The organism is Streptomyces sp. NPDC093591 (assembly GCF_044764885.1).
Lineage (GTDB): Bacteria > Actinomycetota > Actinomycetes > Streptomycetales > Streptomycetaceae > Streptomyces.
In genome coordinates, this window is sequence record NZ_JBIWIY010000029.1 from 1 (window position 1) to 23,670 (window position 23,670).

Consider the following 23,670-nt stretch of genomic DNA (forward strand, 5'->3'; position numbering starts at 1 on the left):
AGCAGGACGACGCGCTGGGCGAGGCGGACCGCCTCGCGCACGTTGTGGGTGACGAACAGGACCGACAGCTGCGTCTCGCGCCAGATGCGGGTCAGCTCGTCGTGCAGCACGTCCCGGGTGATGGCGTCGAGCGCGGCGAAGGGCTCGTCCATCAGCAGCAGCTTGCTGTCCTGCGCGAGCGCCCGCGCCATGGCGACGCGCTGGCGCATACCGCCGGACAGTTCGTGCACCCGCTTGCCGTACGCGCCCTTCAGCCGCACCAGTTCGAGGAGCTCCTCGGCCCGCTCGCGCCGCTCGGCCTTGGGTACGCCCCTGAGCTTGAGGGCGAGTTCGATGTTCTTGCCCGCGGTCAGCCACGGGAACAGGGCGTGCTCCTGGAACATCAGCGCCGGCCGGCCGTCGGTCGTGATGCTCCCCGCGCTGGGCTTGTCCAGCCCGGCCACCAGGTTCAGCAGCGTCGACTTGCCGCAGCCGGACGCCCCGAGGAGGGTGACGAACTCGCCGGGCGCGACATCGAGCGTGATGTCGTCGAGGACGAGCTGCTGCCCGGCCGGGCCGGCGAACGACTTCGAGACGTGGTCGATACGCGCGGCGTGCTCCACCGACACCTCGGTGTCGGCGGCCTTGGCGAGGGCGGTTGCCATGGTCGTCACCTCCTAAGAACTCTCCGGATGGGGCTTACTTGACGCCGAGACCGGCGTCGTCGACCTCGGGTTCGCCCTCGGCCTTGAGGACCTTGTTCAGCGGCGTCAGGTCGTAGATGCCGGTCAGGTCCGGCTTCTGCAGCAGCCCCGCCTTGACCGCGTGCTCCGCCTCGGTCTCGAGCGTGGCCGCCAGCGGATCGTCGGTGACCTGGATGGACCGCCACGCCGGGTCGAGCACGTCGGCCGGCAGTGCCTTGCCGGTGTCGGCCTTCAGCTGGGCGTTCGCCGCGGCCTTCGCCTTCTCCGGGTTGGCGTCGATCCACTCGTTGATCTTCACGGAGGCGCGCAGTACGGCCTCCACGGCCTTCGGGTGCTCCTTCAGGAAGCTCTGCGACACGATGACGTTCGTGATCACGAACTTCTTGTCCGGCCACAGGTCGGCCTCGTCGAGGAGCACTTTGCCGCCCTCGGCGACCAGCTTGGACGCGGTCGGCTCGGGCACCCAGGCACCGTCGATCGAGCCGGACCGGTAGGCGTCCGGGACGACCTTGTTGTCGGTGCGGACGACGGAGACGTCACCCTCGCCGCTCTGCGCGTCGACCTTCCAGCCCTGCCCGGCGACCCAGTTGAGGAACGCCACGTCCTGGGTGTTGCCGAGCTGCGGCGTGGCGATCCTCTTGCCCTTGACGTCCTTCAGGGACTTGATCTTCTCCGGGTCGACGACGAACTTCACGCCGCCCGACGCCGAACCGGAGATGATGCGCAGGTTCTTGCCGTTCGCCTTGATGTAGCCGTTGACGGCGGGGGAGGGGCCGATCCAGCCGATGTCGATGGACTTGGAGTTCAGCGCCTCGATCTCCGAGGGCCCCGCGTTGAACGGGACGTATTCCGCCGTCGTGCCGCCCAGCTCCTTCTGGAACAGTCCCTCCTGCCGTCCGACCAGCGCGGTGGCGTGGGTGAGGTTCCCGAAGTAGCCGATCCGCACCGAGTCCAGGCCGTCGACCTTGGGCGCCCCGGCTATGGCCTGCTCGGTGTTCTCCTTGGCCTGCGAGCCGTAGCCGCAGGCCGCGAGGGCGAGCAGCGGCAGCGCGGCCAGGACCGCGAGGGTCCGGCGCAGGACGGGGGTGGCAGGCACGGGAGGGGTTCCTCTCGGTGGCCCGGCGCTCACGCCCGTGTCAGGTCGTGGCCGGGGAGTCGGCGGGTTCGTGCGGAGCGGCACGCATACGGTGCACGCGGGTCAGCGCACACATCGCGACACTCCGCCCTGCCCGCTCCCGAGGGCGCCGCTGCCGACACGGCCGCCCTCCTTCGCGAACGTGGAGAAGTAGTCGCGGGGCTTCATGTCAGAAGTCCCACCCGTCGTCCTCGGCCTCGTCCTTGACCGGCTCCGGCGAGGCGAACGACTCGCCGACCATGCCCGCGGTGAGCGTCGTGCCGTCGTTCGGGTCGATCAGGATGAACGAGCCGGTGCGGCGCGAATCGGCGTAGGAGTCGACCGGCAGCGGCTCGGCGGTGCGGATCTTCACTCGGCCGATGTCGTTGGCGACGAGGTGCCCCGGGTGCGGGTGCAGGGACAGGTCGTCGAGCGTGAGCCGGGACGGGATGTCCTTGACGATCGCCTTGACCGTGCGGGTGCCGTGCTTGAGGAGCACACGGTGGCCCACGGTCAGCGGGGCGTCGGCGACATGGCAGACGGTCGCCTCGATGTCCTGCGTGGTCGCGGGCGCGTCCTTGGTCGGCACGATCAGGTCGCCGCGCGAGATGTCGATGTCGTCCTGAAGCAGGACGGTCACCGACTGGGTGGTCCACGCGATGTCGACCGGCTCGCCCAGCAGGTCGATGCCGGAGATCTTCGACGTACGGCCCGACGGCAGCACGGTCACCGACTCGCCGACGCGGAAGGAACCGGCGGCGATCTGGCCGGCGTAACCCCGGTAGTCGGGGTGCTCGGCGGTCTGCGGACGGATCACGTACTGCACGGGCAGGCGCGCGTGGCAGTGGCTCAGGTCGTGGGTGACCGGGACCGTCTCCAGGTGCTCCAGGAAGGTCGGCCCGCCGTACCAGTCCATGTTCGCGGACGGGTCCACCACGTTGTCGCCGGCCAGCGCCGAGATCGGGATCGCGGTGATCTCCGGGACGCCCAGCTCCAGCGCGTACGCCGTGAACTCCTCGGCGATCGCGGCGAAGACGGACTCCTGGTAGTCGACCAGGTCCATCTTGTTCACCGCGAGGACGACGTGCGGCACCCGCAGCAGCGCGGCGATGGCGGCGTGCCGGCGGGTCTGTTCGACGACGCCGTTGCGGGCGTCGACCAGGATCACCGTCAGCTCGGCCGTCGACGCGCCGGTGACCATGTTGCGGGTGTACTGCACATGGCCGGGCGTGTCGGCGAGGATGAACCGCCGCCGGGGCGTGGCGAAGTAACGGTACGCCACGTCGATCGTGATGCCCTGCTCGCGCTCGGCCCGCAGGCCGTCCGTGAGCAGCGCCAGGTCCGGGGCGTCCTGGCCGCGGCTCGCGGAGGCGCGCTCCACGGCCTCCAGCTGGTCGGTGAGGATCGACTTGGAGTCGTGCAGCAGCCGCCCGACGAGGGTGGACTTGCCGTCGTCGACGGAGCCCGCGGTGGCGAACCGCAGCAGGGTGGTGGCCGAGAGCTCCTCGGTCGTCGTCGTGCTCATGCTTAGAAGTACCCCTCGCGCTTGCGGTCTTCCATCGCGGCCTCGGAGAGCTTGTCGTCGGCGCGGGTGGCGCCGCGCTCGGTGAGCCGGGAGGCGGCGATCTCGGTGATGACCTGCTCCAGGCTCACCGCGTCCGAGTCGACGGCACCGGTGCAGGACATGTCGCCGACGGTCCGGTAGCGGACGAGCCGCTTCTCGACCGTCTCGCCGTCCTTCGGCCCGCCCCACTCACCGGCGGTCAGCCACATGCCGGCCCGCTTGAAGACCTCGCGCTCGTGCGCGAAGTAGATCTCCGGCAGCTCGATGCCCTCGCGGGCGATGTACTGCCAGACGTCCAGCTCGGTCCAGTTGGACAGCGGGAACACGCGGACGTGCTCGCCGGGCGCGTGGCGGCCGTTGTACAGGTTCCACAGCTCGGGCCGCTGGCGGCGCGGGTCCCACTGCGAGAACTCGTCCCGCAGCGAGAACACGCGCTCCTTGGCCCGCGCCTTCTCCTCGTCGCGGCGCCCGCCGCCGAAGACCGCGTCGAACTTCTCGCTCTGGATCTTCTCCGTCAGCGGCAGCGTCTGCAGCGGGTTACGGGTGCCGTCCGGGCGCTCCTTGAGCACCCCGCGGTCGATGTAGTCCTGCACCGACGCGACATGCAGCCGCAGGCCGTGCTTGGCGACCGTGCGGTCCCGGTACTCGAGGACCTCGGGGAAGTTGTGCCCGGTGTCCACGTGCAGCAGGGAGAAGGGGATCGCGGCCGGGGCGAACGCCTTCAGCGCCAGGTGCAGCATGACGATGGAGTCCTTGCCACCGGAGAACAGGATCACCGGCCGCTCGAACTCACCCGCCACCTCGCGGAAGATGTGCACCGCCTCCGACTCCAGCGCGTCCAGGTGCGAGAGGGCGTACGGGGAGTCCGTGCCCTCCTCGACCGTGGCGACGGTCGTCGTCATGCCAGTCCCCTTTCGCTGAGCAGGGCGTACACCGACGCCGCGGACTCCTGCACGGTCTGGTTCTGGGACTCGATGCGCAGGTCGGGCGACTCGGGCTCCTCGTACGGGTCGTCGACCCCGGTGAGCCCCTTGAGCTCGCCCGCGGCCTGCTTGGCGTACAGGCCCTTCACATCGCGTACGGAGCACACGTCGACCGGAGTGGCCACGTGCACCTCGATGTACGGCGCCCCGCTCTGCTGGTGGCGCTTGCGTACCGCGTCACGGCTGTCGGCGTAGGGCGCGATCACCGGGACGAGCGCCTTGACGCCGTTACGGGCGAGCAGTTCGGCGAGGAAGCCGATGCGCTGCACGTTGGTGTGCCGGTCCTCGCGGCTGAAGCCGAGGCCCGCCGAGATGAACTCGCGGATCTCGTCGCCGTCGAGCACCTCGACGCGGTGGCCCTCCTCGCGGAGCCGGCCGGCCAGCTCGTAGGCGATGGTGGTCTTGCCGGCGCTCGGCAGACCCGTGAGCCAGACGGTGGCTCCGCTCGTCACGTGGTTCTCCAAATTCGTAGCCAGCTCGGTCATGGTCAGCCGTGCAGCCCGCACTCGGTCTTGGCGCGGCCCGCCCAACGGCCGGCGCGCGCGTCCTCGCCCTCCAGGACCCGGCGGGTGCAGGGTGCGCAGCCGACGGAGGCGTAGCCGTCCATCAGCAGCGGGTTGGTGAGGACGCCGTGCTCGGTGACGTAGGCGTCGACGTCGTCCTGGGTCCAGCGGGCGATCGGGGAGATCTTGACCTTCTGCCGCTTCTCGTCCCAGCCGACGACCGGGGTGTTCGCCCGGGTCGGGGACTCGTCGCGGCGCAGTCCGGTCGCCCAGGCGACATAGCCCTTGAGGCCCCGCTCCAGCGGCTCGACCTTGCGGAGCTTGCAGCACAGGTCGGGGTCGCGGTCGTGCAGCTTGGGGCCGTACTCGGCGTCCTGCTCGGCGACGGTCCGGCGCGGGGTGAGGGTGATGACGTTGACGTCCATCACGGCCTCGACCGCGTCGCGGGTGCCGATGGTCTCCTCGAAGTGGTAGCCGGTGTCGAGGAACACGACGTCGACGCCGGGCATCGCGCGGGAGGCGAGGTGGGCGACCACCGCGTCCTCCATCGACGAGGTCACACAGAAGCGCTTGCCGAACGTGTCGGTCGCCCACTGGAGGATCTCCAGCGCGGAGGCGTCCTCCAGGTCACGGCCCGCCTGCTCGGCGAGCGCCTTGAGATCGTCGGTCGTGCGCTCTTCCTGAATCGCCGTCATATCTCGTCTCCCCCTGCGTCATGGTGCTGAAGGCCCCGGGCGAGCAGCCCGAGGAACTTCAGCTGGAATGCGCGGTTGCACGCCGCGCATTCCCACGCGCCGTGGCCGCCTTCCAGGGCTTCGCTCGGCCGGAGGTCCTCGTCGCCGCAGTAGGGGCAGTAGAAGGGGGCGGCCCGCTCGCTCACGACAGTGCCTCCTCGGAGGCGCGCGCGGCCCAGGTGGCGAACCGCTCGCCGTCCTCGCGCTCGTCCTGGAAGCGCTTGAGGACCCGCTCGACGTAGTCGGGCAGCTCGTCGGAGGTCACCTTCAGGCCACGCACCTTGCGCCCGAACCCGGCCTCCAGGCCGAGCGCGCCGCCCAGGTGCACCTGGTAGCCCTCGACCTGCTCGCCCTTGTCGTTGAGGACGAGCAGGCCCTTGAGACCGATGTCCGCGACCTGGATACGGGCGCAGGCGTTCGGGCAGCCGTTGATGTTGATGGTGATCGGCTCGTCGAAGTCCGGGATACGGCGCTCCAGCTCGTCGATGAGGGAGGAGCCGCGCGCCTTGGTCTCGACGATGGCGAGCTTGCAGTACTCGATGCCGGTGCAGGCCATGGTGCCGCGCCGGAAGGGGGAGGGCCTGGTGGTCAGGTCCAGGGCCTCCAGGGCCTCGGACAGGGACTCGACCTGAGCCTCCTCGACATCGAGGATGATCATCTTCTGCTCGACGGTGGTACGGACCCGGCCCGAGCCGTGTGCCTCGGCCAGCTCGGCGATCTTCGTGAGTGTGGCGCCGTCGACGCGGCCGACGCGCGGGGCGAAACCGACGTAGAAGCGGCCGTCCTTCTGCCGGTGCACACCGACGTGGTCGCGCCAGCGCTCCACGGGCTGGGCGGGGGCGGGACCGTCGACGAGCGCGCGCTTGAGGTACTCGTCCTCCAGCACCTGACGGAACTTCTCCGCACCCCAGTCGGCGACCAGGAACTTCAGCCGGGCGCGGGTGCGCAGCCGCCGGTAGCCGTAGTCGCGGAAGATCGAGATGACGCCCTCGTAGACCTCCGGCACCTCGTCCAGCGGCACCCAGGCGCCGAGCCGGACGCCGATCTTCGGGTTGGTGGACAGGCCGCCGCCGACCCACAGGTCGAAGCCGGGGCCGTGCTCGGGGTGGTTCACGCCGACGAAGGCGATGTCGTTGATCTCGTGCGCCACGTCCAGCAGCGGCGAGCCGGAGATCGCGGACTTGAACTTGCGGGGCAGGTTCGAGAACGCCTTGTTGCCGATGATCCGGCGCTGGATCTCGTCGATGGCCGGGCTGCCGTCGATGATCTCGTCGGCGGCGATCCCGGCGACCGGCGAGCCGATGACGACACGGGGCGTGTCACCGCAGGCCTCGGTGGTGGACAGGCCGACGGCCTCCAGGCGGTTCCAGATCTCGGGCACGTCCTCGATCCGGATCCAGTGGTACTGGACGTTCTGCCGGTCGGTGATGTCCGCCGTGCCGCGCGCGAACTCCTGCGAGATCTCGCCGATGACGCGCAGCTGCTGCGTGGTCAGCCGGCCGCCGTCGATCCGCACCCGCAGCATGAAGTAGGAGTCGTCGAGCTCCTCCGGCTCCAGGATGGCGGTCTTGCCGCCGTCGATCCCGGGCTTGCGCTGGGTGTACAGCCCCCACCAGCGCATACGGCCACGCAGATCGTTCGGGTCGATGGAGTCGAAGCCGCGCTTGGAGTAGATCGTCTCAATGCGTGTCCGCACGTTGAGACCGTCGTCGTCCTTCTTGAACTGTTCGTTGCCGTTGAGCGGGGTGAAGTGCCCCGCGGCCCACTGACCCTCACCGCGGTGACGGCTCACCTTGCGGCGGGGAGTCGCGGCGGCAGGTTTCTGCGGGGTGGCGGCCATGGTTGATACGTCCTTCGGGACAGGCGGGAAAGCGGCTCTGACCTGCGCGTGCGGGCGCGTGGGCATGCGTGCGCGGCGTTGCGCAGGGAGGAAAGCGAAAAGAGGGAGGTGTCGGGCGCTGCGGGGCTGTCAGCGCACCGGACAGATGGCGCTGGACATGCGGCCGAGGTCGACGTGGCGTCGACTCACCAAGGCAATTCCAGTTCCAGACATGACGGAAGCGTGGCACGGCAATCTGGACACAGTCCAGCTTCGTCCATTATGCGGACACCCTTGTCTCGAAGGACAAGACAAGGGTGTTGTCGGTCACATGGCCTATTTGGCCCGTTTCTGGCCAGGTCAGCCGGGGTAGGCCCCCGGCCACGGCCCGGTCGGCGCGGCCTCGGCCTCCTCCTCGACCTTGGTGTCGAAGAGCTTGAAGCCACGGCGCAGATAGTTGTCCATGGCGTGCTCCCCGTCCTTGCTGCACGTGTGCAGCCACACCCGCTTCGTCGGGGCCAGCCCCGGCCAGCGCTCCGCGAGGTCCCAGGCGCGGGCGGCGCCGTACGCCAGCAGGTGGCCGCCGATCCGACGTCCGCGGAAGGCCGGAATCAGGCCGAAGTAGACGATCTCCACGACCCCGTCGTCCTGCGGCTCCAGCTCCACATAGCCCGCCGGCGTCCCCCGGTCGTAGGCGACCCACGTCTCGACGCCCGGACGCGCCAGATGCTCCTGCCACCGCGCGTACGTCCAGCCGAGCCGGTCCAGCCAGAGGATGTCCCCGCCCACCGACGCGTACAGAAACCGGCTGAACTCGGGCGAGGGCACCTCGGCCCGCACGATGCGAACATCCCCCTCCGGGGCGGCGGCCGGCAGGGCGTCGGTGGGGGAGGTCTGCTCCAGGGACCAGGTGGTCACGGGGATGTTGGTCATGGCGGCCAGGGAATCATCCGAGGGGCCGATCTGTCGATCGGCGTCCGCGACCGCCGGGGCCCGCGCCGCCGGGACGAGCTGAACGGCAGGGGTCAGAGGGGGTTCGGCCAGGAGATGCCGTCCCATGCAGCCGGGAGTGCGTGTCAGGGCCCGCGGCGCCGGCGTGATCCGGACGGCGCCCCTAGCCCAGCGCCCTGTCGATCGACTCCAGCGGCACGGCGAACAGCACCTCGCCCGACTGGGACCAGACCTCGCCGGTCGCCTCCCAGTACGACAGGGGGCCGGACTGGACGCCCCAGCAGCGCGGGGCGTCCTCCGAGCCGCAGCGGGTCGCCTCGGCGCCCTCGGTGTCCTGGCGCCAGAGGCTGCCGTGCCGGTCCGTGGCACCCGGGGCACGGACCACGTACCAGTCGGAGCGGTCCGCGCCGGGCGCCCGGTGCGACAGGACGCCCCCGATGCCGGATGCCTCCGTCTCGTACGCCTCGACCGCGTGCGCGGATCCGGTGGCGTCGGTGGCCAGCAGGCCGGGGCGGGCCGGGTCCGTGCTGAAGTCGTAGCGCCACAGCCGGGCGGGCCGGTCGCTGTCGGCGGCGGTCCGCTCGCTCGCCACCAGGCTGTCGGGTGACGTGCTGCGGTCGAGGGAGATGGCGCCGATGCGGGGAGCGGCGCTCCCGCCGGTCAGGCGGTACGAGCCGACCGCGGGCAGGACGAAGCGGTTGCCGTGCGCCGACCAGCCGTTCTCGACGCGGCCCACGGCGGCGCTGTCGACGGTGGTGCGCTGGACGCGGTTCATGTCGTAGACGTACAGGCCGTCGGCGGTGGTGACCAGCAGCTTGTCCTGGTACCAGACCATGCCGGACAGGCGGGAGGTCAGGGCGCGGTAGTCGCGTCCGCCGTCCACCGGGACGACGAGGAGGGCCGAGGCGTACCTGAGGCGGGCCAGGTCGTTGGCGTCGACGAAGGAGACCCGGGCGAGGCCCCGGTCGGCGCTGCCCTGGCTCCAGCCGGCCAGGAGTACCCGGTTGTCGTTCCACCAGCCGTCGTCGTCGGCGTCGCCGGAGGTGGTGACCGCCCCCGCCCGCCAGGCCCGGGTGTCGGCGGCGTCCCAGCAGTACGCGCGTGTGGCGGCCGGGGCGACCGGCAGCGCGGTGCGCTCGTCGGCCGTGCAGCCGGAGGCGGTGCGCAGGCTGCGGTCGGCGCTCTCCAGGACGGACCGGACACCGACCGGCCGGCCCATCCGGGAGGCGAGTTCGTCGAGCGCGGCCTGCGGGGCCAGTTGCTCGTGGAGGCTGAGCGCGCCGGTCTCGGCGGCCCCGGTGAGCGGCTCCAGCGCCCCGGGGTTGTCGCCGACCGTGGCCTGTGAGGCGCTGATCATCGTGGCGGCCGCGGTGAGCGCGAGGGCGGTTCCGGCCAGGAACGCGCGCACGGCGCGGCCCTGCTTGCGTCGACGGTGTCTGCCGCGGTGCTTCATCAAACCTCCCGAGGCGAGCCAACTGCGGCCATTGGTCTGTGTGTTGACCAAAGGAGCAGGTGGGGTGGCTCGTAGGGGGATGCTACGGCAGTGGGGCACGCTTGCGGACTAAGACCCTGCAAATATGCGGAAGATGCCACTCGGGCACACGGTGCACTCAGGGCATATCGGCCGAGATCCGCCCCCGCGCCACGGCGGGTGCCGTCGAGTGCGGCAGCAGATCGCGCGGGTCGTCCGGCAGCAGCACCTCGACCTCCGCGTCCTCGCGGAAGCGGTAGGGCCGATGCTCCAGGAACGCCCCGAGATAGCGCCGTACCCGCGACATCTCGGCGCGCACCGTCACCGTACGGCCCGCGTCGCCGAACACGTCCTCGGCCAGCCCCGCCGCGCTGCGGCCCGTGCGGTGCAGGGCCAGCAGGTACAGCAACTCGGCGTGCCGGGGGCTCAGTTCATGGCTCCAGGACCCCGCGCCGCCGGACACCGTCACCGACCAGCGGCGCGCCTGCGTCAGGTCCAGGGTGATCCGCGTCGCCCCGGGCGGCACCGGCTCGTCGGCGGCCCGCAGCAGCCAGCCGCCGGCCAGCGGCTCCACCGCGCACACACCGAGCGGCGGCAGCCACCGTCGGCCCGGCGACAGCGACTTGGGCAGCGCGATCCGGTGCGCGTACGGCATCCCGGTCACCGCGGCCGTCCAGCCGTCCCGGTCCACCACCAGGGCCCGCCCGGGCAGCCGGGCCAGCACCGGCGCCGCCACCGCGCGCAGCCGCTCCAGCGAGGTCAGATGCACCTCGCGCAGCCGGGCCTCGGCGAGCTTGGCCACCGAGTCGACCCAGGCGAGCGTGGCCGGGTGCATGGTCTCCAGCGGCCCGCTGACGTCCACCACGCCGATCAGCCGGCCGTCCCGCGGATCCGTGATGGGGGCGCCGGTGCAGGTCCAGGAGGTCTGCGAGCGCTGGAAGTGCTCGGAGGCGAAGACCTGCACGGGCCGCCGCACCACCGCCGGAGTGCCGACCCCGTTCGTGCCGACGACGCTTTCCCGCCAGTCCGCGCCGAGTTCGAAGCCGAGGCCGTCGGCCTTGCGCAGCACGGAGGAATTGCCCTCCCGCCACAGCACCCGGCCCTCGTCGTCGGCGACGACCATGATGTGGTGGGCGATGTCCGCGACCGACAGCAGCCCCTCGCGCAGCACCGGCAGCACATGTCTGAGCGCGGTGGACTCCCGGCGCCGCTGCACCTCCTCGCGGGAGAGCAGCCCGGACCGGAAGTCGTGGTCGGGGTCGACACCGCTGCGCAGCATGCGTTCCCAGGACCGCTCGATCACCGGGCGCGGCGCGACGGGCGCGCGCCGTCCGGAGAGCGTGGCGGAGCGGACCTCGCTGAGCACGCGCGCCGCCCGCGCCGAATCCACGGCGGCGAGTTGCGTCAGGTCCGTCGGCGAGAGCGCCACAGGTCCCTCCCGGTTCGACTCATACTGACTGTGCGTTTCATAGTGCCGTCCGATGCTCGCGGAGGGACCCACTCCGCACCCGGACGCCAACAAGTTGCAACCCCTTGCAACCCTGGTGGACCGTCCTGGCCTGATCGAGACTTGAACAACGCCGTCCCGAGCGGCGTTCGCGGCCTCGAACGGGCCATGGCGGGGGTGGTGCCGTGTCGGCGCAGCACCACCCCCTGCCTCCGGCGGTTGGGCCGTTGCGCCTCTGGGGGTGCGGCTTGATGTCTCGTGGGCGGCTGCGGGTCGGTTGTGGCTGGTCGCGCAGTTCCCCGCGCCCCTGGATCGGTCAGGCTTGCGGCCTTGACCGATCCACTACCGATGTCAGGTCGAGGGTTGACGGCAGGGTGCCGAAGGCCATGCCTCCATCACCTCCCAGCCGGGACGCGCAGAACGCGTCCGCGACCTCCGGTGGCGCGAAACGGACGAGCAGTGAGCCCTGGAGGACCAGCGCGAGGCGCTCGGTCAGGCGGCGCGCTCGGGCCTCGATACCCTCCAGGTCGGCCAGTTCCGTCAGCAGGGACTTGATCGCCGTGTCCAGGCGGTGGTCGGCGCCGCGGGCCTTGCCGACCTCCTGCAAGTAGGCGTTGAGGGCCTGGGGCTCCCGTTGCAGGACCCGCAGGACGTCCAGTGCCTGGACGTTGCCCGCGCCCTCCCAGATCGAGTTCAGCGGCGACTCGCGCACCAGCCGGGGCATCTGGGACTCCTCGACGTACCCGTTGCCGCCCAGGCACTCGGACGCCTCGACCGTCACCGGCGTACACCGCTTGGTCACCCAGTACTTGGCGGCCGGCACCGCGATCCGCAGCAGTGCCCGCTCCTGCTCGCCGCCGTCGTCGTAGGCGGCCGCGAGCCGCAGCGCGAGGGTGGTCGCCGCCTCGGACTCGATGGCCAGGTCGGCGAGGACGTTGCGCATGAGCGGCTTGTCGGCGAGTTTCCCGCCGAACGCCTCGCGGTGGTCGCAGTGGTGGATCGCCTGCGCCACGGCCTGCCGCATCAGCCCCGCCGAGCCCAGCACACAGTCGAGCCGGGTCGCCGCCACCATCTCGATGATGGTGCGCACCCCGCGCCCCTCGTCACCGACCCGGCGTGCCCACGTCCCGTCGAACTCGACCTCGCTCGACGCGTTCGAGCGGTTGCCCAGCTTGTTCTTCAGCCGCTGGATCAGGAACGGGTTGCGGCTGCCGTCCTCCAGCACGCGTGGCACGAGGAGACAGGTGAGCCCGCCCGGCGCCTGTGCCAGCACCAGGAATCCGTCCGACATCGGCGCCGAGCAGAACCACTTGTGCCCGGTCAGCTCATACGTCTCGCCGTCAGGGAGGCGGCGCGCGGCCGTCGAGTTGGCGCGTACGTCGCTGCCGCCCTGCTTCTCCGTCATGCCCATCCCGAACAGGGACCCGGCCTTGAGCCGGGCGGGCCGCAGCTCACGGTCGTAGATCATGGACGTCAGCCGCGGCTCCCACTCGGCGGCGAGGTCGGGGTCCGTACGCAGGGCGGGGACCGCCGCGTGGGTCATGGACAGCGGGCAGCCGTTGCCGGCGTCGACCTGCGTCCACATGAGGAAGGCCGCGGCCCGCCGCACATGCCCGCCCGGCCGGGCCCAGGCCGCGGTCAGCCCCGCCGCGACGCCCTTGCCGAGCAGCCGGTGCCAGGCCGGGTGGAACTCGACCTCGTCGATACGGTGGCCGTAGCGGTCGTGCGTGTGCAGCCGCGGCGGATGGTCGTTCGCGAGCGTCCCCCACTCCTGCACCTGGGCCGATCCACACGTGCGCCCGAGTGCCGCCAGCTCGCTGCGGGCCTCGTCCAGCAGCTCCGGGGCGAGGTGGCGTTCGACGGCGGCGGTCAGGGCCCGGTCGGCGGTGTAGACGTCGTATCCGACCAGGGGCGGGGGCTGGTTGGTCACAGTGTGCGTGCTGCCTGCCATACCTGTGAACCTATCCCTGAGTGGGGCGGTGGTCTCCAGCCTGACACGACCCCGGAGCGGGGACCGGGCAGGTGGCGGGGGTGCGCACCCGGCGCCGCGATGAGTGCGCTCCCGTACGGCGGATACCTTTAGGTCGTGCAGCCAGCAAGTGAATCCCCCCAGCGGACCTCCGGTCGTCTCCACCGGGCGCGTGTCCTCTACCGGAACGTCTCGAAGCGCAGGACCGCCTGGCTGTTGATCAAGGACACCGTGAACTCCTGCATCGAGTACCGCATCCTGGGCCTCGCCGCCGAGGCCGCGTTCTTCACGCTGCTGTCCGTGCCGCCGCTGCTGCTCAGCATGATCGGTCTCCTCGGCTACGTCGACGACTGGACCGGCACCGACACCATCAGCAGCCTGGAGGCCAACCTCATCGAGGCCTCGCGCACCGTCCTGTCCGACAAGGGCGTGCGCCAGATCGCCCAGCCGATCCTGGACGACGTGATGCACGGCGGCCGCCCCGACGTCATCTCCGTCGGCTTCCTGTTCGCCCTGTGGTCGGGGTCGCGCGCGGTGAACGTCTTCATAGACACGATCACCGTGATGTACGGCCTCGACGGCGTCCGCGGGATCGTCAAGACCCGGCTGGTGGCGTTCGCGCTGTTCATCGCGGCACTGCTGATCGGCTCGGTGGCGCTGCCGCTGATGGTGGCGGGGCCGGACGCGGTGGTGCGGATCGTGCCCTGGTCGGAGACCTTGGTGCAGGTCCTGTACTGGCCCGTCGTGATCGTCCTGTCGATCGCGTTCCTGACGACGCTGTACCACGTGTCCGTGCCGGTCCGCTCGCCCTGGATCGAGGACGTGCCCGGCGCGCTCGTCGCCCTCGGCATGTGGGTGTTGGGCAGCTTCCTGCTGCGCATCTACCTGACGAACACGATCGAGGGCGCGTCGATCTACGGCTCCCTCGCCGCCGCTGTCGCCGTGATGCTGTGGATCGGCGTGTCCGCGTTCGCCGTGCTCGTCGGGGCCGCGGTCAACGCCGCGATCGACCGGGTCTGGCCGGCCGCCGCGACGGCCGCGGCCCGCGCCGCGAACGAACGGCTGCGCGAGGCCCAGGTCGCCGAGTACGTGGCCCGCCACGCCGCGGGCCGCGAGCAGGACCCCGACGACCCGGACATGCCGTCGGAGTTCCCGGAGCGATGGTCCCGCTTCCTGCCGCCGGAGGACGTGACGTCGCGGCTGCGGACCCATGTGAAGAGCACTCACACACACCCGCCGCACAAGCCGGAGGACCAGGGCGGGGCCTGAGAGCGTGGTTCTGAGCAGGCGCCTCGCCCGCAGGGGCGCCGCCCCCCCACACCTCGCCGTATGGCAGGACGTTCCAGGGGCACAGGGAAACGCGGGTTTCCCGCTCAGTCGCTCCCGGGCGCGGCGGCGTGGGTTTCGGGCTCGGGCAGGGGCTCGGTGTTGCGGCTGCTGAGGCCGTCGAGGGAGATGCGCAGGAGACGGCGCCACTGACCCGGGTGGCTTTCCCCGGTCGTCAGCACGGCCTGACTCAGGGAGCCGCTGAGCAGGACCAGATCGGCGGTGGTGACGTCGGGGCGCAGGAGGCCGGCGTTCATGCAACGGGTGCGCAGCTCGTCGATGAAGGAGTAGCAGCGCTGGGCGCATGAGCTGGTGGGGCCACCGGTGGTGGCGTAGCTCTCGACGACGGCGCGGTTGCGGGACTGCGTGGTGAGCATCTGCTCGAAGAAGCCGGTCAGCGCTTGCCACGGGTCTTCGGTGGCGGTGGCCTGCTCGTGGGCGGCGGTGAGCCAGGAGGTGAACTGCTGTTCCAGGACGGTGGCGAGCAGGTCGTCCTTGGTCGGGAAGTGGCGGTAGAGCGTGCCCATGCCGACGCCGCTGCGCCGGGCGATCTCACGGACGTCGACGGTGCCGCCGTGTTCGGCGAAGACGGCGTCGGCCGCTTCGATGATCGCGATGCGGTTGCGCTCGGCGTCGGCGCGGCGGCCGCGCTTGGCGCCATCGCGGCCGGCGACACGGTCACCGTCCTGGCCCGCAGACCGGAGGCTCTCCAGGACCTGGCGGACCAGGTCAACGTGGTCGCCGGAGACGCCACCTCGCACAAGGCTGTCGCCAAGGCAATGATCGGCCAGGACGCCGTCATCTCGGCTCTCGGCAGGAGCACATCCGTGCGCGCCGACGACCTGTTCACCGGCGCCGCGGCGGCCGTGATCGACGCGGCCAAGGAACAGGGCGTCTCCCGCCTGGTCTGGCTGTCCTCGTTCGGCGGGGGCGACACCTACCGGTCGGCGAGCGTCGCGCAGAAGATCATGTACCGCACGTTCCTCCGGGACATCTACGCGAACAAGGAACTCTCCGAGAAGGCGATCCGCTCCAGCGGTCTGGACTGGACGCTGGTCTACCCGACCTTGCTGACCAAGGGCCCCGCCAAGGGCACCTACCGGGCCGACGACCGTCTCCCGATGAAGGGCAACCCGAAGATCAGCCGCGCGGACGTCGCCGCTTTCCTGCACAAGGCGGCCCACAGCCCCGAGTGGATCAACCGCGACGCCGTCATCACGGACTGACGAGCCGTCGGCGGAGCCGCATGTCGCGACAGAGCCCCGCACCTCTGAAGGGACGCGTCGTAGGCTGGCGTACGTGTATACGGAACGGGCGTCTCGGCTCCTGGGCGCCGTCGTCTGGACGAACACTCCGTCCGGCACGACCATGGGGCCCGTCCTGCCCGACGGGTGCATGGATCTGCTCTGGAACGAGGGGCGGCTGCTCGTCGCGGGGCCCGACACGCGTGCGCACGTCCCCGAAGGCGCGCCCACCACCTGGGCCGGCGTCCGTTTCCACCCCGGTACCGCGCCCGGCCTGCTCGGCGTGCCGGCGCATGAGCTGCGCGACCGGCGGGTCGAGCTCGCGGATCTGTGGCCGGCCGCGGAGGTACGGCGGCTGCGGGGCCGTATCGAGGCCGCCGCCGACCCCGTGACCACGCTCGAGGACGTGGCGCTGGAGCGGGCCGCCGACGCCGAGCCGCCCGACCCGCTGCTGCTCCGGGTCGTCACCGCCCTCGACGCGGGGCGCCCCGTCGCCGCGACCGCCGCCGAACTCGGCCTCGGCGCACGGCAGTTGCACCGACGCTGCCTGACCGCCTTCGGCTACGGCCCCAAGACGCTGGCCCGGATCCTGCGACTGCGACGGGCCCTCGCCCTGGCACGGGACGGCGTGGCCTTCGCGGACACGGCCGTGCGGGCCGGGTTCGCCGATCAGGCTCATCTGGCGCGGGACGTCAAGGAACTGGCGGGCATGCCGCTCGGCGAGCTACTCGGCCGGGGGAGCGGCTAGCGGCGCGAACAGGTCGACGCCGTTTCCGTCCGGGTCCTGGACGCAGGCGTACCGCTGGCCCCAGAAGGCGTCCCACGGCTTGAGCTCGCCGCGGTAGCCGGCGCCGACCAGGTCCTCGTACACCGCGTCCACCTCACCCGGATCCGCGCACCGCAGCGCCAGCGAGTGCCGGCCGCCACCGGTGGGCGGCTGCCACTCGGGGTGGAAGGAGCGCACGGTCGTCTCCGTGTCGAGCAACAACCGCAGCCCGCCCGGCAGTTCGGCCTCGGTGTGCGGCTCGTTCTCGGCTCCGTCGGGGAAGGCGAAGCCCAGGCGGCGGTAGAAGACGACGGAGGCGGCCATGTCCGAGACGACGAGGCCGATGGCATCGAATCGTGGAGTCATGCGGCCACCGTAGGCAGCCCGCTGACGGCCGGTCTTGAAGGAATCGGACACACGGGCGTGGGATAGGTTGCCCGGCATGACCGAACTCGGAGCCGTCGCCTGGCCACCTGCTCCGATCAGGACCGAGCGGCTCGTGCTCCGCGAGTCCGAGGCCCGGGACCGTGCGGCGTTCATCGAACTGTTCGCATCGCCGGAGGTGGGCACCTACCTCGGCGGCCCGCGGCCGCGTGATGAGCTCGAACGCGCCGTGCCCGAGGTGCCCGGGCGGCGCCCCGGCCTTTTCGTGATCGAGCTCGACGGAGCGATGATCGGCATGATCACGCTCGATCGGCGCGACGCGGAGCGTCCGGGGCACGTCCGTCCGGAGGCCGGGGAGACCGAACTCGGCTACATGGTCCTGCCGCGGGCGTGGGGACGCGGGTACGCCGCCGAGGCGTGCGCGGCGGCACTCGGCTGGTTCACCGACGCGCTTCCCGGCGAGCCGGTGGTGCTCTGCACCCGGAGCGCCAACGACCGCGCGATGCGCCTCGCGGCGAAACTGGGGTTCACCGAGGTGGAGCGGTTCGAGGAGTACGGCGCCGAGCAGTGGTTCGGCGTGTGGTGGCGGGGCACGCCGTCCGGTTGAGCGTCAGCGCCAACCGACCGCCAGAATGCCCCTCGTACCCTGTTCCCCGTGCCGTCCACCCGCCTCCATCGCGTCGCCGTCCTTGTGCTCGAGGGTGCGAAGCCGCTCGATGTAGGCATTCCCGCGCAGGTGTTCACGACCCGGGCGAGCATGCCGTACGAGGTGCGGGTCTGCGGTGCGCAGACCGGTCTCGTGACCGGCGGCGACGGCCTGTCGTACCACGTCGCCCACGGGCTCGACGCGCTGGCGTGGGCCGATATCGTCTTCATTCCCGGTTACCGGTCTCCGGACCGCGACGATCCTCCGTCGGCCGTCGTCGACGCGCTGCTCGCCGTCCACGATCGGGGCGCGCGGCTCGCCGCCATCTCCACGGGTGCCTTCGCGCTCGCCGCCACGGGTCTGCTCGACGGCAGGCGCGCCACGACGCACTGGCATTACGCACAGGCGCTCAAGGCGAAGCACCCACTCGTCCGAGTCGACGAGAACGTGCTGTTCGTCGACGAGGGCAGCGTGCTGACGTCGGCCGGCGCCGCTTCCGGCCTCGACCTGTGCCTGCACATTCTGCGCAAAGACCTCGGAGTGGCCGCGTCGAATCACGCGGCCCGGCGGCTGGTCGCGGCCCCCTACCGCAGCGGTGGCCAGGCACAGTACGTGCCGCGCAGCCTGCCCGAGCCGCTCGGCGAGCGGTTCGCCACCACCCGCGAGTGGGCCCTGCACCGGCTCGGCGATTCCCTCACCCTCGATGTGCTGGCCCGGCACGCGGCGGTCTCGCCGCGCACCTTCTCCAGACGCTTCGTCGAGGACACCGGGTACACGCCGATGCAGTGGGTCATGCGCGCCCGCATCGACATGGCCCGTGAGCTGCTGGAGCGCTCGGAGCGGAGCGTCGAGCAGATCGCCGCCGACGTCGGTCTGGGCACCGGCACGAATCTGCGGCTGCACTTCCACCGCATCCTGGGCACCACCCCGAGCGAGTACCGGCGCACGTTCACCCAGGGCGAGTAGCCGGTCGCCTGGCGAGATCCTTTCGAACCGTGGCGCTCACGCCGCGGTCACGGGCGAACGCCGTACGCGACGCTGGTGGCGAACCGAAGGGAGAGCTCTCATGACTCGTATCGCCATCAACGGATTCGGCCGCATCGGACGCAATGTGCTGCGCGCGCTGCTCGAACGCACCAGCGACCTCGAGGTCGTCGCCGTCAACGACCTCACGGAGCCCGCCACCCTCGCGCGGCTGCTCGCCTACGACTCGACGGCCGGCCGGCTCGGGCGCCCGGTGACCGCCGACGGGGACGCCCTCGTCGTCGACGGACGCCGCATCACCGTGCTCGCCGAGCGTGAGCCGGGGCGGCTGCCGTGGACCGAACTCGGCGTGGACATCGTGCTGGAGGCGACCGGCCGCTTCACCTCGGCCAAGGCCGCCCGGGCCCACCTCGACGCGGGGGCGAAGAAGGTGCTCGTCAGCGCGCCGTCCGACGGCGCCGACGTCACGCTCGCGTTCGGGGTCAACACCGACGCCTACGACCCGGCCGTGCACACCATCGTCTCGAACGCCTCCTGCACGACCAACGCGCTCGCGCCGCTGGCCGCCGTTCTGGACGAACTCGCCGGCATCGAACACGGCTTCATGACGACGGTGCACGCCTATACGCAGGAGCAGAACCTGCAGGACGGTCCGCACCGCGACGCCCGCCGCGCCCGTGCGGCGGCCGTCAACATCGTGCCGACCACGACGGGCGCCGCCAAGGCGATCGGGCTCGTGCTGCCGAACCTCGACGGAAAGCTGTCGGGCGACTCGATCCGCGTGCCGGTTCCGGTGGGCTCGATCGTCGAACTCAACACGACCGTCGCCCGCGAGGTGACGCGCGACGACGTGCTGGCGGCGTACCGCGCCGCGGCGCAGGGGCCGCTCGCCGGCATCCTGGAGTACTCGGACGACCCCCTCGTGTCGTCCGACATCACGGGCAATCCGGCCTCGTCCATCTTCGACTCGGCCCTCACCCGCGTCGACGGACGTCACGTCAAGGTGGTCGCCTGGTACGACAACGAGTGGGGCTTCTCGAACCGCGTGATCGACACGCTCGAACTCCTCGCCACCGGTTGACCGGATGCCGCGGCGCAGGCTCGCCGCGGCGGTGATGTCGCTCATGATGACCACCAGGAATCGCCCATGTCATGGAATTACGATGAAGATCATGACAATGTGGTCGAGACCTGCCAGGAGTTCTTGTGAGTGAGCGGTGAGGTGGCCGGGCCGCCCTGAAACCGGGGGCCGCCGTGCGGCGCCGGCGAGCGGCACGGGCCACCCGCAGGTGCCCGCCCCGCCGGCCTGGATGCGCTGGCTGCCGGCCTTCTACGTCGCGGGCATCCTGGTGCTCGAGCCGCTCACTCCGGTGCAGTGGCCGGTGAGTTTCCTGCTCATCGCTCTCCCCGTGGTCGCCGCCTACGCCCACCCACCGGCCGGTGTCGCGGCCATCGCGGCGTTCGCCATCGTGTTCGAAGGGGTCCTGGCCGGTACGCCGTGCTGTGCGGGGCGCATGGTGGGCCACCTGTGGGACCGCCACTATGTCGGTGCCTACGTCTGCACCGCCCTGGTCGGCGTCCTCGGCACGATCATGGCTGCCCACCGAACACGCCGCGAGCGCACGCTGGCGAGCGTGCGCTCCGTGGCCGAGACCGCGCAGCGCGTGCTGCTGCGCCCGGTGCCCCGCCGCCTCGGCCGGATCTCGATGGAGGCCCTCTACCTGTCCGCTGCCGCCGAGGCGCGCATCGGCGGTGACCTGTACGAGGCGGTGTCCACCGCACACGGAGTCCGTCTGCTCATCGGCGATGTCCGGGGCAAGGGTCTGCTCGCGGTGGAAACGGCCGCCACGATGCTCGGCGCCTTCCGCGAGGCCGCCTACGACGAGCCCGATCTGGCCGGTGTGGCGCATCGAGTCGAACAGAGCATGAGCCGCAGGGCCGCACAGCTGCCGGGCAGCGAAGCGGCGGAGCGCTTCGTCACCGCCGTGTTCGCCGAGGTTCCCGATCACGAGCCCTTGGTCCGCATCGTCAACTGCGGCCACCCGCCACCCCTGCGGTTGGGCCCCGACGGGGTCACCGAACTGGACTCGGCCGACCCGGCTCTCCCCATCAACCTCGGCATCCTGCTCGGCGACGGCTATCGCGTGGACGTCGAGCCCTTCCATCCCGGTGACCGGCTGCTGCTGTACACCGACGGCGTGACCGAGACGCGCGACCCCGCCGGATCCTTCTACCCGCTCACCGAGCGCGCCCGGGCCTGGGCCACCCTCCCGCCCCGCGAACTTCTCGACCACCTGCACCAGGACCTGCTCGCCCACAGCGGCGGGAGCCTCGACGACGACATCGCCGCCCTCGCCGCATACCGCCTTCCCGATGAGCCCCCTAGTGGAACGTCACCGGTCCCAGGGGCGTGTCCACCGTGAACGACATCCCCACCGGGCCCGCCGCCAGGTCGAGGTCCGTGCCGAGTGCCGCCAGCAGGGGCCGGATCTCGTCCGGCTCGGGGGCGCTCGCGGACAGGGACAGCAGCGGTGTGGTGGGCAGGTCCGAGGCGGTGGGGTGGACCGTGGCGCTCCAGTCGATGAGGAAGGGGACCAGACCGGAGGGGTGGGCGTCGTCGCCGTCGGTGAGCCGCCATTCCAGCAGGGTGCCGTCGGGTCTGCGGCGGCTCATCGACTGCGCCGGGCCGGGGTCGTACCCCTGGGCCCGGGCGGCCGCGATGGCCGCGTCCAGGTCGGGCGGGCTGATCGCCCAGGTGACCGTGCGCGCGGTGGTGAGGCCGTCGACCTCGAAGGGGCGGGGCCGGCCGGGCGCGGACTGCTCGGGATCCGGGCCGATGATCTCCAGGTAGCTGGTGCCGCCCAGGGACACCAGATGGTTACGGGTGCCGAGCCCGACGTGCACACCGCCGGGGGCCGGGATCACGCCGGTGCGTCGGGCGAACTCGGCGACCGTGGCGGCCAGGTCCGGGGTCGCGAGGACGAGATGGTCCAGGAGCGCGGGGATGGCGTTCATCGCAGCCGAGGCTACGCAGAGCGGCCTGCGTTATGGAACACCTGTGCGCCAGGACGGGGTGGTGGTCTCACTCGTCGAAGACGACGGTGCCGTCCAGCAGCAGCGTCGGATGGATCTTCATCGGGCCGTACTCGTCGATGTCCGACGGGCGCGGGGTCTCCGGACCGTCGGGGCCCATGCGCAGCAGGCGCTCGACACGGCAGATCCGGAACTCCCGGCCCGCCACCCGGGCCTCGTCGGCGCGCTCGAGCGCGCGGAACTCCGCGGCCGCCTTCTCGTACACGGCCTTCTTCGCGTCGTCGAACTTGTACAGCATGGGCCACATCTCGATCATCGCGTCGTGCAGCACGCGCCGGGCGTCGTGCGGGGTGGACTGGAGGGCGAGGGCCGGCTCCCAACCGGTCCGTTCCCGCTCGACCACGGCGAAGCAGGTGGGCAACAGCAGGACCTGCGGGTGCGAGCGCACCGCCCGCTCCGAGTCCCTGCGCAGGCTCACAGGGAACCGCACGCCCCGGTAGGCGAAGTCCCGCAGCGCCGCCAGCAAGGCGCCCGTCATCGGGCCGCCGTCCACGCGATCCGGGTCGAGGACGAAGTCCAGGTCGGGGGAGGGGGTGTGGTCGGCGCGCAGGTCCCAGGTCCGCTCGGCGGGCTCCGGATCGGTGGGCCGGGGCGGCTCCAGCCGGTTGCTGCCGTCGCAGCGCGAGAACTCGTCCCCGCGCACGATCCGGTACCGCACCCCGCACGCCTCCACCTCGTCGACCGGCTCCCGCTCCAACACGGCCACGGCGGCGAGCAGTTCCCGCCGTACGGCAGGATCGTCGGTGTCGTCCTTCGCACGGAACCACAGATGGCTGTTCAGCGCGTCCCGGCACATCTGCGGCATCCCGTTCACGACCGGCTTGAGCACCCGCCACTCGGGCCCCACCGACGGATCCTGCACGGCGACCCCGAACACCGGCCCACGCAGGGCGAACCCGGGATAGAGCAAGGAGGCGTCCACCGCGTCGGCCTCCCGCACCCAGGCGCCGGGGTCGTCACGGCGGACCAACTCGTCGTGGAGAGCGTGGATCTGTCGCTGCCAGTCATGGGTCATGCACGCATTGTTTCCGGGGCGGGGGTTCACCCGGGGGTGAACCGACCCAACAACCGGGGTTGTTGGAGTGACCCGGTGATCCGAAATTTTCGGGTCCCCGGCGGCCGTGGGACCGAGCCGCCGGCACCCCTAGGCTCGGCCGCATGGCCGCACGACTCCTCGTCCACACTCGCACCACCGCCTACCGGCACGACTCCATCCCGGCCGGCGTCGAAGCCGTCCGCGCCATCGCCGACTTCGAGGTGGACCACACCGAGGACCCCGCCGCCTTCGAGCGGCCCCTCGACGGTTACGCGGCCGTCGTCTTCCTCTCCACCAGCGGCGAGGTGCTCACCCCCGCCGGCCGCGAGCGGCTCGCCGCGTACGTCGAATCGGGCGGCGGCTTCGTCGGCGTGCACGCGGCGGCCTGCACCGAGTACGACTGGCCGTACTACGGCGAGCTGTTGGGCGCCCGGTTCGACCGGCACCCCGAGTACCAGCCCGGCAAGGTGATCGTGGAGGACCGCGACCACCCGGCCACCCGGCACCTGCCCGCCGTATGGGGTTTCGTCGACGAGTGGTACGACTTCCGCACCAACCCCCGAGGCAGGGTACGGGTGCTGGCCCGCGCCGACGAGTCGTCGTACGACGGTGGCGGCATGGGCGAGGACCATCCGCTGGTCTGGTGCCGTGAGCAGGGATCGGGACGCGTCTTCTACACGGCGCTCGGACATGCCGCCGAGGCGTACGCGGACCCCGACTTCCGCGCCCACCTGCTCGGCGGGATCGACTGGGCGGCGAAACGGGCCTAGAACGCACGACGGAGGGCCACTCCTCAAAGTGGCCCTCCGTCATTCCCCCGGCCCCAGGTTGGTCAGTGTGAGCGACCGCCCGCCTGCCGTGCTTGACGGTGTCGCGGGCCACCATCCTGGCCGGGCGACCGTGTCCAAACCTTGAAAAGAGCTTGAAATAGCTGGTCAGAGCCGCTGACTTCG

25 protein-coding genes are annotated in these 23,670 nt (G+C 71.3%); 8 read left to right on the forward strand and 17 right to left on the reverse strand.

Going from position 1 to position 23,670, the window contains the following annotated elements; all coding sequences use genetic code 11:
* The 13 genes from ACIREI_RS42720 to ACIREI_RS42780 all read right to left on the reverse strand — a co-directional run.
* A partial coding sequence (locus ACIREI_RS42720) for an ABC transporter ATP-binding protein (RefSeq protein WP_403345343.1) occupies positions 1 to 644 on the reverse strand: 644 nt, incomplete at its 3' end.
* Between the two features lie 34 nt (positions 645 to 678).
* Positions 679 to 1,779: an aliphatic sulfonate ABC transporter substrate-binding protein gene (locus tag ACIREI_RS42725; RefSeq protein ID WP_403345344.1), complete on the reverse strand. Its 1,101-nt coding sequence runs from the start codon at positions 1,777 to 1,779 to the stop codon at positions 679 to 681.
* A gap of 208 nt (positions 1,780 to 1,987) precedes the next feature.
* The gene (locus tag ACIREI_RS42730) at positions 1,988 to 3,322 is read right to left on the reverse strand and encodes a sulfate adenylyltransferase subunit 1 (protein ID WP_403345345.1); all 1,335 of its coding nucleotides are present in this window, start codon (positions 3,320 to 3,322) and stop codon (positions 1,988 to 1,990) included.
* Between the two features lie 2 nt (positions 3,323 to 3,324).
* Positions 3,325 to 4,263, reverse strand: a complete 939-nt coding sequence (gene cysD, locus ACIREI_RS42735; protein WP_403345347.1) for a sulfate adenylyltransferase subunit CysD — start codon at positions 4,261 to 4,263, stop codon at positions 3,325 to 3,327.
* Entirely contained in the window at positions 4,260 to 4,796 is a 537-nt protein-coding gene (gene cysC / locus ACIREI_RS42740) for an adenylyl-sulfate kinase (RefSeq protein WP_403345349.1), read from the reverse strand. The genes cysD and cysC overlap by 4 nt, the downstream gene beginning before the upstream one ends.
* A gap of 35 nt (positions 4,797 to 4,831) precedes the next feature.
* Positions 4,832 to 5,542 (reverse strand): phosphoadenylyl-sulfate reductase, encoded by a 711-nt coding sequence (locus ACIREI_RS42745; RefSeq protein ID WP_403345350.1) that lies wholly within the window; start codon positions 5,540 to 5,542, stop codon positions 4,832 to 4,834.
* Entirely contained in the window at positions 5,539 to 5,727 is a 189-nt protein-coding gene (locus ACIREI_RS42750) for a hypothetical protein (RefSeq protein ID WP_301995888.1), read from the reverse strand. Before ACIREI_RS42750 ends, ACIREI_RS42745 begins: the two co-directional genes overlap by 4 nt.
* The gene (locus ACIREI_RS42755; RefSeq protein WP_403345352.1) at positions 5,724 to 7,421 is read right to left on the reverse strand and encodes a nitrite/sulfite reductase; all 1,698 of its coding nucleotides are present in this window, start codon (positions 7,419 to 7,421) and stop codon (positions 5,724 to 5,726) included. The genes ACIREI_RS42750 and ACIREI_RS42755 overlap by 4 nt, the downstream gene beginning before the upstream one ends.
* A gap of 129 nt (positions 7,422 to 7,550) precedes the next feature.
* Positions 7,551 to 7,634, reverse strand: coding sequence for a putative leader peptide (locus tag ACIREI_RS42760; RefSeq protein WP_349817346.1), 84 nt, complete (start codon positions 7,632 to 7,634; stop codon positions 7,551 to 7,553).
* Positions 7,635 to 7,760: 126 nt separating this feature from the next.
* Positions 7,761 to 8,333: a GNAT family N-acetyltransferase gene (locus ACIREI_RS42765; protein ID WP_403345354.1), complete on the reverse strand. Its 573-nt coding sequence runs from the start codon at positions 8,331 to 8,333 to the stop codon at positions 7,761 to 7,763.
* Between the two features lie 181 nt (positions 8,334 to 8,514).
* On the reverse strand, positions 8,515 to 9,804 hold the full coding sequence (locus ACIREI_RS42770) for a hypothetical protein (RefSeq protein WP_403345356.1): 1,290 nt from the start codon (positions 9,802 to 9,804) through the stop codon (positions 8,515 to 8,517).
* A 157-nt stretch (positions 9,805 to 9,961) separates the two neighbouring features.
* Entirely contained in the window at positions 9,962 to 11,251 is a 1,290-nt protein-coding gene (locus tag ACIREI_RS42775) for a GAF domain-containing protein (RefSeq protein WP_403345358.1), read from the reverse strand.
* A 334-nt stretch (positions 11,252 to 11,585) separates the two neighbouring features.
* Positions 11,586 to 13,220 carry an acyl-CoA dehydrogenase family protein gene (locus ACIREI_RS42780; protein ID WP_403345359.1) on the reverse strand — a complete coding sequence of 545 codons (1,635 nt, stop codon included), beginning with the start codon at positions 13,218 to 13,220 and terminating at the stop codon, positions 11,586 to 11,588.
* 135 nt (positions 13,221 to 13,355) lie between these two features.
* Between ACIREI_RS42780 and ACIREI_RS42785 the strand changes: the two genes are divergently transcribed.
* Entirely contained in the window at positions 13,356 to 14,507 is a 1,152-nt protein-coding gene (locus tag ACIREI_RS42785) for a YihY/virulence factor BrkB family protein (RefSeq protein WP_403345361.1), read from the forward strand.
* A 104-nt stretch (positions 14,508 to 14,611) separates the two neighbouring features.
* Here ACIREI_RS42785 and ACIREI_RS42790 read toward each other — a convergent pair whose 3' ends face one another.
* A complete protein-coding gene (locus tag ACIREI_RS42790) occupies positions 14,612 to 15,325 on the reverse strand; it encodes a TetR/AcrR family transcriptional regulator (protein WP_403345363.1) in 714 nt (237 codons plus the stop codon).
* Between ACIREI_RS42790 and ACIREI_RS42795 the strand changes: the two genes are divergently transcribed.
* Both ACIREI_RS42795 and ACIREI_RS42800 read left to right on the forward strand, forming a co-directional pair.
* On the forward strand, positions 15,251 to 15,790 hold the full coding sequence (locus tag ACIREI_RS42795) for an NAD(P)-dependent oxidoreductase (RefSeq protein ID WP_403345492.1): 540 nt from the start codon (positions 15,251 to 15,253) through the stop codon (positions 15,788 to 15,790). The genes ACIREI_RS42790 and ACIREI_RS42795 overlap by 75 nt on opposite strands.
* 73 nt (positions 15,791 to 15,863) lie before the next feature.
* Positions 15,864 to 16,556, forward strand: a complete 693-nt coding sequence (locus tag ACIREI_RS42800; RefSeq protein WP_403345365.1) for a helix-turn-helix domain-containing protein — start codon at positions 15,864 to 15,866, stop codon at positions 16,554 to 16,556.
* Here the strand turns inward: ACIREI_RS42800 and ACIREI_RS42805 are convergent.
* On the reverse strand, positions 16,533 to 16,940 hold the full coding sequence (locus ACIREI_RS42805; protein WP_403345367.1) for a VOC family protein: 408 nt from the start codon (positions 16,938 to 16,940) through the stop codon (positions 16,533 to 16,535). The genes ACIREI_RS42800 and ACIREI_RS42805 overlap by 24 nt on opposite strands.
* 76 nt (positions 16,941 to 17,016) lie before the next feature.
* Between ACIREI_RS42805 and ACIREI_RS42810 the strand changes: the two genes are divergently transcribed.
* From ACIREI_RS42810 to ACIREI_RS42825, 4 genes are all read left to right on the forward strand, one after another.
* A complete protein-coding gene (locus tag ACIREI_RS42810; RefSeq protein WP_403345369.1) occupies positions 17,017 to 17,565 on the forward strand; it encodes a GNAT family N-acetyltransferase in 549 nt (182 codons plus the stop codon).
* Positions 17,566 to 17,613: 48 nt separating this feature from the next.
* Positions 17,614 to 18,570 carry a GlxA family transcriptional regulator gene (locus tag ACIREI_RS42815; RefSeq protein WP_403345371.1) on the forward strand — a complete coding sequence of 319 codons (957 nt, stop codon included), beginning with the start codon at positions 17,614 to 17,616 and terminating at the stop codon, positions 18,568 to 18,570.
* 100 nt (positions 18,571 to 18,670) lie between these two features.
* Positions 18,671 to 19,669, forward strand: a complete 999-nt coding sequence (gene gap / locus ACIREI_RS42820; protein ID WP_403345373.1) for a type I glyceraldehyde-3-phosphate dehydrogenase — start codon at positions 18,671 to 18,673, stop codon at positions 19,667 to 19,669.
* A gap of 208 nt (positions 19,670 to 19,877) precedes the next feature.
* Positions 19,878 to 21,011, forward strand: a complete 1,134-nt coding sequence (locus ACIREI_RS42825; protein ID WP_403345374.1) for a PP2C family protein-serine/threonine phosphatase — start codon at positions 19,878 to 19,880, stop codon at positions 21,009 to 21,011.
* Here ACIREI_RS42825 and ACIREI_RS42830 read toward each other — a convergent pair.
* A complete protein-coding gene (locus ACIREI_RS42830; protein ID WP_403345376.1) occupies positions 20,971 to 21,603 on the reverse strand; it encodes a VOC family protein in 633 nt (210 codons plus the stop codon). The genes ACIREI_RS42825 and ACIREI_RS42830 overlap by 41 nt on opposite strands.
* A 67-nt stretch (positions 21,604 to 21,670) precedes the next feature.
* Positions 21,671 to 22,696, reverse strand: a complete 1,026-nt coding sequence (locus ACIREI_RS42835; protein WP_403345377.1) for a DUF5954 family protein — start codon at positions 22,694 to 22,696, stop codon at positions 21,671 to 21,673.
* A 143-nt stretch (positions 22,697 to 22,839) separates the two neighbouring features.
* Between ACIREI_RS42835 and ACIREI_RS42840 the strand changes: the two genes are divergently transcribed.
* Complete coding sequence (locus ACIREI_RS42840) at positions 22,840 to 23,487, forward strand: ThuA domain-containing protein (RefSeq protein ID WP_403345379.1); 648 nt, start codon at positions 22,840 to 22,842, stop codon at positions 23,485 to 23,487.
* The last annotated feature ends 183 nt before the right edge of the window (positions 23,488 to 23,670 follow it).

Coding starts and splice junctions, on each gene's coding strand:
- ACIREI_RS42745 (WP_403345350.1), bottom strand. CDS start 5,542: ATGACGGCGATTCAGGAAGAGCGCACGACCGACGATCTCAAGGCGCTC.
- cysD (WP_403345347.1), bottom strand. CDS start 4,263: ATGACGACGACCGTCGCCACGGTCGAGGAGGGCACGGACTCCCCGTAC.
- ACIREI_RS42830 (WP_403345376.1), bottom strand. CDS start 21,603: ATGAACGCCATCCCCGCGCTCCTGGACCATCTCGTCCTCGCGACCCCG.
- ACIREI_RS42770 (WP_403345356.1), bottom strand. CDS start 9,804: ATGAAGCACCGCGGCAGACACCGTCGACGCAAGCAGGGCCGCGCCGTG.
- ACIREI_RS42840 (WP_403345379.1), top strand. CDS start 22,840: ATGGCCGCACGACTCCTCGTCCACACTCGCACCACCGCCTACCGGCAC.
- ACIREI_RS42755 (WP_403345352.1), bottom strand. CDS start 7,421: ATGGCCGCCACCCCGCAGAAACCTGCCGCCGCGACTCCCCGCCGCAAG.
- ACIREI_RS42835 (WP_403345377.1), bottom strand. CDS start 22,696: ATGACCCATGACTGGCAGCGACAGATCCACGCTCTCCACGACGAGTTG.
- gap (WP_403345373.1), top strand. CDS start 18,671: ATGACTCGTATCGCCATCAACGGATTCGGCCGCATCGGACGCAATGTG.
- ACIREI_RS42780 (WP_403345359.1), bottom strand. CDS start 13,220: ATGGCAGGCAGCACGCACACTGTGACCAACCAGCCCCCGCCCCTGGTC.
- ACIREI_RS42730 (WP_403345345.1), bottom strand. CDS start 3,322: ATGAGCACGACGACGACCGAGGAGCTCTCGGCCACCACCCTGCTGCGG.
- ACIREI_RS42765 (WP_403345354.1), bottom strand. CDS start 8,333: ATGACCAACATCCCCGTGACCACCTGGTCCCTGGAGCAGACCTCCCCC.
- ACIREI_RS42760 (WP_349817346.1), bottom strand. CDS start 7,634: ATGTCTGGAACTGGAATTGCCTTGGTGAGTCGACGCCACGTCGACCTC.
- ACIREI_RS42810 (WP_403345369.1), top strand. CDS start 17,017: ATGACCGAACTCGGAGCCGTCGCCTGGCCACCTGCTCCGATCAGGACC.
- ACIREI_RS42805 (WP_403345367.1), bottom strand. CDS start 16,940: ATGACTCCACGATTCGATGCCATCGGCCTCGTCGTCTCGGACATGGCC.